The 13236-nt window shown below is 69.8% G+C and carries 12 protein-coding genes; all 12 read left to right on the top strand.

The window, feature by feature from the left end:
- Window positions 1-192: 192 nt before the first annotated feature.
- The 12 genes from pyrR to coaBC all read left to right on the top strand — a co-directional run bounded on the left by pyrR (window position 193) and on the right by coaBC (window position 13217).
- Window positions 193-777 carry a bifunctional pyr operon transcriptional regulator/uracil phosphoribosyltransferase PyrR gene (pyrR, locus tag ACH442_RS25635; protein WP_396340637.1) on the top strand — a complete coding sequence of 195 codons (585 nt, stop codon included), beginning with the start codon at window positions 193-195 and terminating at the stop codon, window positions 775-777.
- Window positions 774-1682, top strand: coding sequence for an aspartate carbamoyltransferase catalytic subunit (locus ACH442_RS25630; protein ID WP_396340636.1), 909 nt, complete (start codon window positions 774-776; stop codon window positions 1680-1682). Before pyrR ends, ACH442_RS25630 begins: the two co-directional genes overlap by 4 nt.
- On the top strand, window positions 1679-2950 hold the full coding sequence (locus ACH442_RS25625; protein WP_396340635.1) for a dihydroorotase: 1272 nt from the start codon (window positions 1679-1681) through the stop codon (window positions 2948-2950). The genes ACH442_RS25630 and ACH442_RS25625 overlap by 4 nt, the downstream gene beginning before the upstream one ends.
- Entirely contained in the window at window positions 2947-4053 is a 1107-nt protein-coding gene (gene carA, locus ACH442_RS25620; RefSeq protein WP_396340634.1) for a glutamine-hydrolyzing carbamoyl-phosphate synthase small subunit, read from the top strand. The genes ACH442_RS25625 and carA overlap by 4 nt, the downstream gene beginning before the upstream one ends.
- A 7-nt stretch (window positions 4054-4060) precedes the next feature.
- Window positions 4061-7375 carry a carbamoyl-phosphate synthase large subunit gene (carB, locus tag ACH442_RS25615; RefSeq protein ID WP_396340633.1) on the top strand — a complete coding sequence of 1105 codons (3315 nt, stop codon included), beginning with the start codon at window positions 4061-4063 and terminating at the stop codon, window positions 7373-7375.
- A complete protein-coding gene (locus ACH442_RS25610) occupies window positions 7372-8400 on the top strand; it encodes a quinone-dependent dihydroorotate dehydrogenase (protein ID WP_396340632.1) in 1029 nt (342 codons plus the stop codon). The genes carB and ACH442_RS25610 overlap by 4 nt, the downstream gene beginning before the upstream one ends.
- Window positions 8397-9674, top strand: a complete 1278-nt coding sequence (locus tag ACH442_RS25605) for an adenosylmethionine--8-amino-7-oxononanoate transaminase (RefSeq protein WP_396340631.1) — start codon at window positions 8397-8399, stop codon at window positions 9672-9674. Before ACH442_RS25610 ends, ACH442_RS25605 begins: the two co-directional genes overlap by 4 nt.
- Before the next feature lie 21 nt (window positions 9675-9695).
- Complete coding sequence (pyrF, locus tag ACH442_RS25600; RefSeq protein ID WP_396340630.1) at window positions 9696-10526, top strand: orotidine-5'-phosphate decarboxylase; 831 nt, start codon at window positions 9696-9698, stop codon at window positions 10524-10526.
- A 174-nt stretch (window positions 10527-10700) separates the two neighbouring features.
- The gene (gene mihF / locus ACH442_RS25595) at window positions 10701-11018 is read left to right on the top strand and encodes an integration host factor, actinobacterial type (protein WP_014693418.1); all 318 of its coding nucleotides are present in this window, start codon (window positions 10701-10703) and stop codon (window positions 11016-11018) included.
- 32 nt (window positions 11019-11050) lie between these two features.
- Window positions 11051-11644, top strand: a complete 594-nt coding sequence (gene gmk, locus ACH442_RS25590) for a guanylate kinase (RefSeq protein ID WP_396340629.1) — start codon at window positions 11051-11053, stop codon at window positions 11642-11644.
- A 13-nt stretch (window positions 11645-11657) separates the two neighbouring features.
- The gene (gene rpoZ, locus ACH442_RS25585; protein ID WP_067705078.1) at window positions 11658-11921 is read left to right on the top strand and encodes a DNA-directed RNA polymerase subunit omega; all 264 of its coding nucleotides are present in this window, start codon (window positions 11658-11660) and stop codon (window positions 11919-11921) included.
- Window positions 11922-11999: 78 nt separating this feature from the next.
- Complete coding sequence (gene coaBC, locus ACH442_RS25580; RefSeq protein ID WP_396340628.1) at window positions 12000-13217, top strand: bifunctional phosphopantothenoylcysteine decarboxylase/phosphopantothenate--cysteine ligase CoaBC; 1218 nt, start codon at window positions 12000-12002, stop codon at window positions 13215-13217.
- The last annotated feature ends 19 nt before the right edge of the window (window positions 13218-13236 follow it).

The raw sequence follows: 13236 nt of genomic DNA, 5'->3' as shown, positions 1-13236 counted from the left end.
GGTCAAGTGTTGGTTACCGATGAGTCGTGCGGGCCGCACCAAAGTTACCGGCTGTATCCCTAGTTGTTGGTTTTGTCGGGTTTGTCTGCGGGTTGGGCAGGTCACCCTGGTCACGGCTTCATCCACTGGTAACGTAGCGTCAGCCATCGGGCGGGAGACCGCCCGTTCAGACGTCCTTTAACGACCCGTCCCGTGAGGCGGGGAAGGAGGTCCGCCGTGGCACAGCCACGCGCAGACGCGCCCAGCAAGATCATCTTGGCGGGGTCCGACCTGTCCCGGGTCGTCGACCGCATCGCCCATCAGATTCTCGAGAAGACCTCCGGCGCCACCGGTACCGCGCTGCTCGGCATCCCGACCCGGGGTGTCCCGCTCGCGCACCGGCTGGCCGCCCGCATCCACGCCTTCGAGGGCGTCGAGGTCCCGGTCGGTTCTCTCGACATCACGCTCTACCGCGACGACCTGCGGCTCAAGGCCACCCGCGCGCTCGGCAAGACCGAGCTGCCGGCCGGTGGGATCGACGGCCTGCGGGTGATCCTCGTCGACGACGTGCTCTTCTCCGGCCGCTCGGTGCGCGCCGCGCTGGACGCGCTGAAGGACCTCGGCCGGCCCAGCTCGGTGCAGCTCGCGGTCCTGGTCGACCGCGGTCACCGGCAGTTGCCGATCCGCGCCGACTACGTCGGCAAGAACATCCCCACCGCGCTGAGCGAGAGCGTCAAGGTCACCCTGACCGAGACCGACGACGCCGACGAGGTACGACTGATCGGGGGCCTGGCGTGATCAAGCACCTGCGTTCCGCCGCGGACCTGGACGCCGAGACCGCGACGCTGATCCTGGACACCGCGGCCGAGATGGCCGCGCTCTCCGGCCGTGAGGTGAAGAAGCTGCCCGCGCTGCGCGGCCGGACCGTGGTCAACCTCTTCTACGAGGACTCGACCCGCACCCGGATCTCGTTCGAGGCGGCCGCCAAGCGTCTCTCCGCCGACGTCATCAATTTCTCGGCCAAGGGGTCCAGCGTCTCGAAGGGTGAGAGCCTGAAGGACACCGCGTGGACCCTGCAGGCGATGGGCGCCGACGCGGTGGTGATCCGTCACTCTGCGAGCGGCGCGCCGCACCGCCTGGCCAACTGGGTGGAGGGCTCGGTCGTGAACGCCGGCGACGGCACCCACGAGCACCCGACGCAGGCGCTGCTGGACGCGTACACGATGCGCTCGCGCCTGGGCCGCCTCGACGGTCTGAAGGTGGCCATCGTCGGCGACGTGCTGCACAGCCGGGTCGCCCGCTCGAACCTGCTGCTGCTGACCACGCTCGGGGCGCACGTCACGCTGGTCGGGCCGCCGACTTTGATTCCCCGTGACGTGTCGGCGAAGGCTCAGGTCTCCTACGACCTGGACACGGTCCTGCCGGACAGCGACGTGGTGATGATGCTCCGCGTCCAGACCGAGCGGATGCAGGACTCCTACTTCCCGTCGGCGCGGGAGTACAGCCGCCGCTACGGGCTCGACGTGCCCCGTCTCCACAAGCTGCCGGAGCACGCGATCGTCATGCACCCCGGCCCGATGAACCGCGGGATGGAGATCGCGCCCGAGGTGGCCGACTCACCCCGCTCCACGATCGTCGAACAGGTCGCCAACGGCGTCAGCGTCCGGATGGCCGTCCTCTACCTGCTCCTGGGAGGCAAGTGATGGCGTACCTGCTCAAGGGCGTCTCGATCCTCGGCGGTCAGCCGACGGACCTGCACATCAGCAACGACGGTCTTGTTTGCGATGAAGCGGACCACAAGGCCGAGGTCATCGACGCGACCGGCCTGGTCGCCCTGCCGGGCCTGGTCGACGTGCACACCCACCTGCGCGAACCCGGGCGGGAGGACGCCGAGACGGTCGAGACCGGCTCCCGCGCCGCGGCCCTGGGCGGCTACACCGCGGTCTGCGCGATGGCCAACACCTCGCCGGTCGCCGACACCGCCGGCGTGGTCGAGCAGGTCTGGCGCCTGGGCCGCGAGGCCGGCCTGGTCGACGTGCAGCCGATCGGCGCGGTCACGGTCGGCCTGGCCGGCAAGCAGATGGCCGAGCTCGGCGCGATGGCCAGCTCCGCCGCGAACGTGCGGATCTTCTCCGACGACGGCTTCTGCGTCGCCGACCCGAAGCTGATGCGCCGCGCCCTGGAGTACGTGAAGGCGTTCGACGGCGTCATCGCCCAGCACGCCGAGGAGCCTCGCCTGACCGAGGGCGCGCAGATGCACGAGGGCGAGGTCAGCACCCGGCTCGGGCTGACCGGCTGGCCCGCGGTCGCCGAGGAGGCGATCATCGCGCGGGACGTGCTGCTGGCCGAGCACGTCGGCAGCCGCCTGCACGTCTGTCACGTCTCCACGGCCGGTTCGGTCGAGGTGCTGCGCCAGGCCAAGGCCCGTGGCGTGCGGGTGACCGCCGAGGTCACCCCGCATCACCTGCTCCTGACCGACGAGATGGCCAGCGGTTACGACCCGGTTTTCAAGGTCAACCCACCATTGCGTACGGCCGAGGACGTCGCAGCCCTGCGACAGGCGCTGCTGGACGGCGTGATCGACGTGGTCGCCACCGATCACGCGCCGCACGCCGTGCAGGACAAGGAGTGCGAATGGTCGTACGCGCGTCCCGGCATGCTCGGCCTGGAGACCGCGCTCCCCATCGTGCTCAGCGTCTTCGGCGAGAAGTGGGATCTGATCGCCGACCGGATGTCGGTCGCACCGGCCCGGATCGCGGGACTGACCGGGCACGGCGGCGACCTGACGAAGGCCGGCTCGCCGGCGAACCTCACGCTGGTGGATCCGAAGGCGAGCTGGGTCGTCGACCCGGCCGGTCTGGCGAGCCGTAGCGGAAACACGCCGTACGCGGGTATGACCCTGCCCGGTCGCATCGTGGCGACCTTCCTGCGGGGAGAAGCGACGGTTCTGGACGGGAAGGCAGTCAAGTGAGCAAGGCGATTCTGGTGCTGGAGGACGGCCGGTCGTTCTCCGGCACGGCGTACGGCGCCGTCGGCGAGACGTTCGGCGAAGCCGTCTTCACCACCGGCATGACCGGTTACCAGGAAGTTCTCACCGATCCGTCGTTCCACAAGCAGGTGGTGGTGCAGACCGCGCCGCAGATCGGCAACACCGGCGTCAACGACGAGGACGACGAGTCGGACCGGATCTGGGTGGCGGGCTACGTGGTCCGCGACCCGGCCCGCCGCCCGTCGAACTGGCGCGCCAAGGGTGACCTGGGCGAGCGCCTGGCCGCCGAGGGCATCGTCGGCATCAGCGGCATCGACACCCGCGCGCTCACCCGCCACCTGCGCGAACGCGGCGCCATGCGGGTCGGCATCTCGTCGGTCGACCTGGACGTCAAGGCCCTGCAGGAACGGGTCAAGGCCCAGCCGCAGATGCTCGGCGCCGACCTCTCCGCGCAGGTCACCACCGGCGAGCGCTACACCGTGCCGGCCGAGGGCGAGCACCGTTACACGGTCGCCGCGCTGGACCTGGGCATCAAGCGCAACGTCTCCCGCCGGTTGGCCGCCCGCGGCGTGACCACGCACGTCTTCCCGGCCTCGTCGAGCATCGAGGACCTGCTCGCGGTCAGCCCGGACGCGGTGTTCTTCTCGCCCGGCCCGGGTGACCCGGCCACTGCCGACGGCCCGGTCGGGCTGGCGCGGGAGGTGATGCGCCGCGAGGTGCCGCTCTTCGGCATCTGCTTCGGCAGCCAGATCCTGGGCCGCGCGCTCGGCTTCGGCACCTACAAGCTCGGGTACGGCCACCGCGGCATCAACCAGCCGGTGCTCGACAAGACCACCGGCAAGGTCGAGGTGACCAGCCACAACCACGGGTTCGCGGTCAACGCTCCGCTGGACAAGGTCGTCGACACCGAGTTCGGCGGCGTCGAGGTCTCGCACGTCTGCCTCAACGACAACGTGGTCGAAGGGTTGCGGGGCATCGAGGTGCCCGCCTTCACCGTCCAGTACCACCCCGAGGCCGCTGCCGGCCCGCACGACGCGGATTACCTGTTCGACCGCTTCGTCGAGCTCGTCGAGAAGAAGGGCTGAGCCACCAATGCCGAAGCGTGAGGATCTCAAGCATGTGATGGTGATCGGGTCCGGCCCGATCGTCATCGGCCAGGCCTGCGAGTTCGACTACTCCGGCACCCAGGCGTGCCGGGTGCTGCGTGCCGAGGGGCTGCGCGTCTCGCTGGTCAACTCGAACCCGGCCACGATCATGACCGACCCGGAGTTCGCCGACGCCACCTACGTCGAGCCGATCACCCCGGAGTTCGTCGAGCTGGTCATCGCCAGGGAACGCCCGGACGCGATCCTGCCGACGCTGGGCGGCCAGACCGCGCTGAACACCGCGATCGCCCTGCACGAGAGCGGCGTCCTGGAGAAGTACGGCGTCGAGCTGATCGGCGCCAAGGTCGACGCCATCCGCAAGGGCGAGGACCGCCAGCTGTTCAAGGAGATCGTCGCCAAGGCCGGCGGCGAGACCCCGCGCTCGCGGGTCTGTCACTCGATGGACGAGGTCCGCGAGACGGTGGCCGAGATCGGCCTGCCGGTCGTCATCCGCCCGTCGTTCACCATGGGCGGTCTCGGCTCGGGCATGGCCCACTCGGCCGAGGATCTGGAGCAGATCGCGGGCGCCGGCCTGGCCGCCTCCCCGGTGCACGAGGTGCTGATCGAGGAGAGCGTGCTCGGCTGGAAGGAGTACGAGCTCGAGCTGATGCGCGACAAGCACGACAACGTCGTGGTCGTCTGCTCGATCGAGAACGTCGACCCGATGGGCGTGCACACCGGCGACAGCGTGACCGTGGCCCCGGCCATGACGCTCACCGACCGGGAGTACCAGAAGCTGCGGGACCTCGGCATCGCGGTGCTCCGCGAGGTCGGCGTGGACACCGGCGGCTGCAACATCCAGTTCGCGATCAACCCGGACGACGGCCGGATGATCGTGATCGAGATGAACCCGCGCGTCTCCCGCTCCTCGGCCCTGGCGTCGAAGGCCACCGGCTTCCCGATCGCCAAGATCGCCGCGAAGCTGGCCATCGGCTACACCCTGGACGAGATCCCGAACGACATCACGCTGCAGACGCCGGCCGCGTTCGAGCCCGCCCTGGACTACGTGGTCGTGAAGATCCCGCGGTTCGCGTTCGAGAAGTTCCCGGGCGCGGACAAGGAACTCACCACCACGATGAAGTCGGTCGGCGAGGCGATGAGCCTGGGCCGCAACTTCGCCGAGGCGCTGAACAAGGCGATGCGGTCGATGGAGACCAAGGCGGCCGGCTTCTGGACCGCCCCGACCTTCGAGAACGTCGACGAGGCCCTCGAAGCCCTGAAGATCCCGCACGACGGCCGGCTCTACACGGTCGAGGCCGCGCTGCGGCTCGGTGCGACGGTCGAGCAGGTGCACGCGGCCAGCGGCCGGATCGACCCGTGGTTCCTCGACGAGATCAAGGCGCTGGTCGACCTGCGCGCGGAGATCCTGGCCGCCCCGGTCCTCGACGAGGAACTGCTGCGCAAGGCCAAGCGCTCCGGGCTCTCCGACCTGCAGCTCGCGGCGCTGCGGCCGGAACTGGCCGGCGAGGACGGCGTACGGGCGCTGCGGCACCGGCTCGGGCTGCGCCCGGTCTACAAGACCGTGGACACCTGTGCGGCCGAGTTCGCGGCGAACACGCCGTACCACTACTCGTCGTACGACGAGGAGACCGAGGTCGCCCCGAGCGACCGGCCGAAGGTGCTGATCCTGGGCTCCGGGCCGAACCGGATCGGGCAGGGCATCGAGTTCGACTACTCCTGCGTCCACGCCGTACAGGCGCTCCGTGGGGTTGATTTCGAGACCGTCATGGTCAACTGCAATCCGGAGACGGTCTCCACCGACTACGACACCGCGGACCGGCTCTACTTCGAGCCGCTCACGTTCGAGGACGTCCTCGAGGTGTTCCACTCGGAGGACAGCTCCGGCAAGGCGGCCGGCGGCCCCGGCGTGATCGGCGTGATCGTCCAGCTCGGCGGCCAGACCCCGCTCGGCCTGGCGAACCGGTTGAAGGCGGCCGGTGTCCCGATCGTCGGCACCTCGCCCGAGTCGATCGACCTGGCCGAGGACCGGGGCCTGTTCGGCGCGCTGCTGGCCGAGAACGACCTGCGCTCGCCCGACCACGGCACCGCCACCTCGTTCGAGGAGGCCAAGGCGATCGCCGACACGATCGGCTACCCGGTCCTGGTCCGCCCCTCGTACGTGCTGGGCGGCCGCGGCATGGAGATCGTCTACGACGAGCCCACGCTGAAGGGCTACATCGAGCGGGCCACCGAGATCTCCCCGGACCACCCGGTGCTGGTCGACCGCTTCCTCGACGACGCCGTCGAGATCGACGTGGACGCGCTCTGCGACGCCACCGGCGAGGTGTACATCGGCGGCGTGATGGAGCACATCGAGGAGGCCGGCATCCACTCCGGTGACTCGGCCTGCTCGCTGCCGCCGATCACCCTGGCCGCCTCGCACCTGGCCGAGGTCCGCCGCTACACCGAGGCCCTGGCGCGGGGCATCGGCGTGCGCGGCCTGATGAACGTGCAGTACGCGCTGAAGGACGAAGCCCTCTACGTCCTGGAGGCCAACCCGCGGGCGTCGCGGACCGTCCCGTTCATCTCCAAGGCGACCGGCGTCCAGCTGGCCAAGGCGGCCGCCCGGATCATGCTCGGCGCGACCATCGCCGAGCTGCGGGCCGAGGGCATCCTGATCCCGGACCGGGACGGTGGCTCGGTCCCGGCCGGCGCACCGATCGCGATCAAGGAAGCGGTGCTGCCGTTCAAGCGGTTCCGCACGCTTGCCGGCAACAACGTGGACAGCCTGCTCAGCCCGGAGATGAAGTCGACCGGCGAGGTGATGGGCATCGACACCGCCTTCGGTCAGGCGTTCGCGAAGTCGCAGGCCGCGGCGTACGGGTCGCTGCCGACCAGCGGCAAGATCTTCGTGTCGGTGGCGAACCGGGACAAGCGCTCGATGATCTTCCCGGTGAAGCGGCTGGCCGACCTGGGCTTCACGATCGTCACCACGGCGGGCACCGGTGAGGTGCTCAGCCGGTACGGCGTGGACTGCGAGATCGTCCCCAAGCACTACGAGAGCGCCGGTCAGAACGCCGTCGAGCTGATCCTGGCCGGCGAGATCGCCCTGATCATCAACACCCCGCAGGGCTCGGGCGCCAGCGCCCGCCAGGACGGCTACGAGATCCGCAGCGCCGCCGTCACCGCCGACGTCCCGTGCATCACCACGGTGCCCGGCGCGGCCGCCGCCGTCATGGGCATCGAAGCCCTGATGCGCGGCGACCTGGCGGTTCGCCCCTTGCAGGACCTGCACAAGGTCCTGCGGAGTGACCGCGCATGAACCTCTTCCGTTCCGCCGTCCGGCCGGTTCTGTTCCGGCTGGGCGGCGGTGACGCCGAGGCCGCGCACGAGTGGACCCTGCACCGGCTCGCCTCGATGCCGCCGGCCGCCCGTGAGGTGATGCGCCGCCGCTACGCCTTCTCCGCCCCGGTCGAGGCGTTCGGTGTCCGCTTCCCCAATCGGGTCGGCCTGGCCGCCGGGATGGACAAGAACGGCGTCGCCCTGCCGTCCTGGCCGGCCCTCGGGTTCGGCTTCGTCGAGGTCGGCACGGTCACCGCGAAGCCGCAGCCGGGCAACGACAAGCCGCGCCTGTTCCGGCTGCGGGAGTCCGAGGCGATCATCAACCGGATGGGCTTCAACAACGCCGGCGCGGCCGCCCTGGCCGGGCGGCTGGAGGAGCTGGGGCCGATCGGGGTGCCGCTCGGCGTCTCGCTGGGCAAGTCCAAGGTCACGCCGCTGGACGAGGCGGTCGAGGACTACCTGGAGTCGTACCGGCTGCTGCACCCCTACGCGGACTACATCGCGGTCAACGTCTCCTCGCCGAACACCCCGGGCCTGCGCAGTCTCCAGGACCGCGACTTCCTGACGACGCTGTTGAAGGAGCTCGCCGGCCCGGTCCCGGTGCTCGTCAAGATCGCGCCGGATCTGACCGAACCGGCCATCGCCGAGCTGCTCGAGGTGTGCCTGGAGCACGGCGCGGCCGGCCTGATCGCCACCAACACCACCCTGGCCCGCGACGGGCTCGCCCCCGGCGACCAGCACCTGGCCGCCGAGACCGGTGGGCTCTCCGGGCGGCCGCTCACCGACCGGGCCCGCCAGGTGGTGCGGTTCGTCCACGACGAGACCGGCGGCCGGCTGCCGATCGTCGGGGTGGGCGGGATCATGTCCGCCGACGACGCGTCGCGGATCCTGGACGCCGGCGCCACGCTGGTTCAGCTCTACTCCGGTTTCATCTACAAGGGACCGGACCTGGTGAAGGCGGTCGCGCAGGGCGCCCGCCCGGCCCGGACGCACTCGGCCCGATGACCCCGGCCGGGCGCGACCACCTGATTGCGCTCGACCGGGCGCACGTCTGGCACCCCTACGGCCCGATGCCCGGCCGCAGCGACCCCTACCTGGTGGAGAGCGCGGCCGGGGTCCGGCTGCGCCTGGCCGACGGCCGGGAGCTGGTCGACGGCATGTCGTCCTGGTGGGCGGCGGTGCACGGTTACCGGCACCCGGTGCTCGACGCGGCGCTGGCCGACCAGGCCGGCCGGATGAGTCACGTGATGTTCGGCGGCCTCACCCACGAGCCCGCCGTCACGCTCGCGAAGACGCTGGTCGACCTGACCCCGGCCGGCCTGGAGCACGTCTTCCTCTGCGACTCCGGCTCGATCGGGGTCGAGGTCGCGATCAAGATGGCGTTGCAGGCCCAGCGGGCCCTCGGCCGTCCCGGCCGGCAGAAACTGGCGACCTGGCGTGGCGGGTATCACGGCGACACGTTCCACCCGATGAGCGTCTGCGACCCGGTCGGCGGCATGCACGCGCTCTGGACCGGGGTGCTGCCCGCGCAGATCTTCGCCGATCCGCCTCCCGCCGGGTTCGATCCCGGCTACGCCGATTCCCTCCGGAGCATGATTTCCGCGTACGCCGATCAGGTCGCCGCCGTGATCGTCGAGCCGGTGGTCCAGGGCGCGGGTGGGATGCGCTTCCACCACCCGGAGTACCTGAGGGTGCTGCGGGAGGCCACCACCGAGCACGGCATCTTCCTGATCTTCGACGAGATCGCCACCGGCTTCGGGCGGACCGGTCGCCTCTTCGCGGCCGAGCACGCCGGCGTCAGCCCGGACGTCCTGTGCCTGGGCAAGGCGCTCACCGGTGGCTACCTGACGCTCGCCGCCACGCTGTGCACGCCCGAGGTGGCCGCGGCGATCTCGGCCGGCGAGGGCGGGGGACTGGCCCACGGTCCGACGTTCATGGGCAATCCGCTGGCGTGCGCGGTCGCCAACGCCTCTCTCGGGCTGCTTTCCGACGGGGGGTGGGTGGATCGCGTACGGATGATCGAAATCGGTCTTAGAGACGGCCTGGAGCCGTTGCGCGAAGCCCCGGGCGTCGCTGATGTCCGCGTCCTGGGCGCCATCGGCGTCGTCCAGCTCGACCGTGAGGCCGACGTCGCGCGGGCCACCGCGGCCGCGGTGGCCCAGGGCGTGTGGCTGCGGCCGTTCCGGGACCTGATCTACACCATGCCGCCGTACGTGACCGACGAGCCGGACGTGGCCCGCATTACCCGAGGAATCGCCGCCGCGGTGGCGGCTGCCTGACACAGAAGGAGCAAGCGCGACATGGAGACGTTCGGCGAACGGCTGCACGCGGCGATCGAGACGCGGGGACCGCTGTGTGTGGGCATCGATCCGCACGCCGGTCTGCTCGCCCGATGGGGCCTTACCGACGACGTTGCCGGCCTGGAACGCTTCGCCCGTACGGTCGTCGAGGCGCTGGCCGATCGGGTGGCTGTTCTGAAGCCGCAGTCCGCGTTTTTTGAGAGATTTGGGTCACGTGGCGTCGCGATTCTTGAGTCAACTATCCGACAGTCCCGGGAGGCCGGCGCGCTCGTCCTGCTCGATGTGAAGCGCGGCGACATCGGCTCGACGATGTCCGCGTACGCCTCCGCGTATCTCGACAATGACAGCACTCTGCGCAGTGACGCGATTACTGTGAGTCCCTATCTCGGAGTCGGCTCGTTGCGGCCGGCATTCGATCTCGCGACCGAAACGGGGGCCGGAATTTTCGTTCTCGCACTGACGTCGAATCCGGAAGGCGCTTCCGTCCAGCACGCCGTCGGCCCTGGTGGGAAGACTGTCGCGCAGACCGTGATCGACGAGATTTCCCAGCTCAACGCGGGTGCGAGCGTTCTCGGAAGTTTCGGTCTGGTGGTCGGCGCGACGATCGGGAAGACCGGCCACGACCTCGCCGGCGTCAACGGCCCGCTGCTCGCGCCGGGCCTCGGAGCGCAGGGCGCGACGCCCGATGACCTGCGTTCCGTCTTCGGTGACAGCCTGCACAACGTGTTGCCGTCGTACTCACGCGAAGTTCTCTCGGGAGGGCCGGAGATCGCCGGTCTGCGGGCCGCCGCGGAGCGGGTTCTGGACGACTGCCGCGCCGCGCTCGGGTGAAACAGCCTGCGTAGCGGGCCGGGCCGCGGGGTACCCCCACGTTGCCGAACGCGCCGATGACCGCTAGTTTTCCCGGCGCCGGGAACCACATGCCCCTTTGGTTCCCTGGCACACCACGTTTCACAGAAGCGCCGGTATTGAACTACCGCCGCGATAGGGACCTGAGGAGAACTGGTGCCGCTCCCGTCACTGAGCCCCGAGCAGCGCGCTGCCGCGCTGGAGAAGGCTGCGGAAGTTCGCAAGGCTCGGGCTGAGCTGAAGGAACAGCTCAAGTCCGGCAAGACCACCCTCGCCGCCGTGCTCGACCGCGCGGAGGCCGATGAGGTCGTCGGCAAGCTGAAGGTCTCGGCCGTGCTGCAGGCGCTGCCGGGTATCGGCAAGATCCGCGCGACCCAGATCATGGAGAAGCTGAAGATCGCCGAGAGCCGCCGGCTCCGGGGTCTCGGCGACCAGCAGCGTAAGGCCCTCCTGGGGGAGTTCGCTGCGAACTGACTCACCGGCTCGTGTAGGAATGAGCCGTGAGCATGGATGACGACGCGCGCCCGGCAGCCCGCCTCACCGTCCTGTCCGGCCCCTCCGGGGTCGGCAAGGACAGCGTGATCGAGCTGATCCGGGCGCGCTCGCCTTGGATCCGGTTGTCGGTGTCGGTCACGACACGCAAGAAACGCGACTACGAGACCGACGGCGAGCACTACCACTTCGTAACCCGGTCCGAGTTCCAGCGCCTGATCGATGGCGGACAGCTGCTGGAGTGGGCGGAATTCGCGGGCAACCTCTACGGAACGCCCCGCGCGCAGGTCGAGGGCTGGCTCCAGCAGGGCCGGCCCGTTTTGTTGAAGATCGACCTGCAAGGCGCCCGCCAGGTGCGGGCCACCTCACCCGACGCTCAACTGGTGTTCCTCGCTCCACCGAGCAAGGAGGAACTCCAGCGGCGCCTCATCGGGCGGGGGACCGACGACGAGGAGACGATCCGCCGCCGCCTGGCCCACGCCGACGAGGAACTGGCCGCCGAGGCCGAGTTCGATTACACGGTGGTGAACGACTTCGTCGAGCGCGCCGCGGATGAGCTGGTAGGCTTGCTCGGTTCGTCATTTCTAGCGCCAGCATCCGAGCATTAAGGAATTCTGAAAAGTGGGAACTGTCGCCAACCCCGAGGGCATCACCAATCCGCCGATCGACGAGCTGCTGGACAAGACCTCGTCGAAGTACTCGCTGGTGATCTTCGCGGCCAAGCGCGCCCGCCAGGTCAACGCCTACTACAGCCAGCTCGGCGAGGGTCTGCTCGAGTACGTGGGGCCGTTGGTCGAGACGACTCCGCAGGAGAAGCCGCTCTCCATCGCGATGCGGGAGATCAACGCAGGTCTCCTGACCGCAGAGCCGACCGACCACCCCTGATCGCCGGTTTTCTGAACGTGTCGATCCCGTGTCCAGCTCCTGGGCGCGGGATCGTCTGCTATCCGAGGTGAAGAAGCGGTGACCGAGGTCGTCCTGGGCGTGTGTGGCGGGATCGCCGCGTACAAGGCGTGCGAGTTGCTGCGCCTGCTCACCGAGTCGGGGCACGGGGTCCGCGTGGTGCCGACCGCCTCGGCGCTGAAGTTCGTCGGGGCGCCGACCTGGGCCGCGCTCTCCGGCCGCCCGGTCGCCACCGAGGTGTGGGACGACGTGCACGAGGTCCCGCACGTGCGGATCGGCCGCGCCGCCGAGCTCGTCGTGGTCGCCCCGGCCACCGCCGACATCCTGGCCAAGGCCGCCCACGGGATCGCCGACGACCTGCTCACCAACACGCTGCTGACCGCGACGTGCCCGGTCGTCTACGCCCCGGCGATGCACACCGAGATGTGGGAGAACCCCGCGACCCGGGCCAACGTGGCGACTCTGCGCTCGCGCGGCGCGATCGTCATCGAGCCGGCCGTGGGGCGGCTCACCGGCAAGGACACCGGCAAGGGCCGGCTCCCGGAGCCTTCGGCGATCTTCGAGTACGCGATGGGCGTACTCAGGAACGGTCTTAAAAAAGATCTTGAGGGCTGGCACGTGGTGGTGACCGCCGGCGGCACGCGCGAGCCCCTCGACCCGGTGCGTTTCCTGGGGAACCGTTCGTCCGGCAAGCAGGGTTACGCGCTGGCCCGGGCCGCGCTCGCCCGTGGCGCCCGGGTGACGCTGATCGCCGCGAACGTGACGCTGCCCGACCCGGCCGGCGCCGAGCTGATCCGCGTCGGCACCACCGAGGAGCTGCGCCAGGCCACGGTCGAGGCGTTCGCGTCGGCCGACGTCGCGGTGATGGCTGCCGCCCCCGCCGACTTCCGCCCCGCGACGGTCGCCGAGCAGAAGATCAAGAAGACCGGCGACGGTACGCCCGCGCCGATCACCCTGGTCACGAACCCGGACATCGCCGCCGAGCTGGGCGCCGCCAAGCGTCCCGGGCAGGTGCTCGTGGCGTTCGCCGCGGAGACGCACGACGCTCTCGAACACGCCCGGGTGAAAATGGTCAAAAAGCGGGCAGACCTCATCGTGGTCAACGAGGTGGGCGTCGACCGCGTCTTCGGCCAGGATCGCAACACGGTCACTGTGCTGGGCGCGGACGGCCTCACCGAAGCCCTCGCCGAACTCCACAAAGACGATGTGGCGGATAGGATCTTCGACCATGTCGTGGACCGGCTCGATGCCCAGGTCGGCGAGGGTCAGCCGCTCTGATTACACTTCCGCGTTACCT

Origin of the sequence: Actinoplanes sp. NPDC020271 (genome assembly GCF_044388125.1) — a bacterium.
Taxonomy (GTDB): Bacteria; Actinomycetota; Actinomycetes; order Mycobacteriales; family Micromonosporaceae; genus Actinoplanes.
This window is presented reverse-complemented; position numbering and strand designations above follow the sequence as displayed.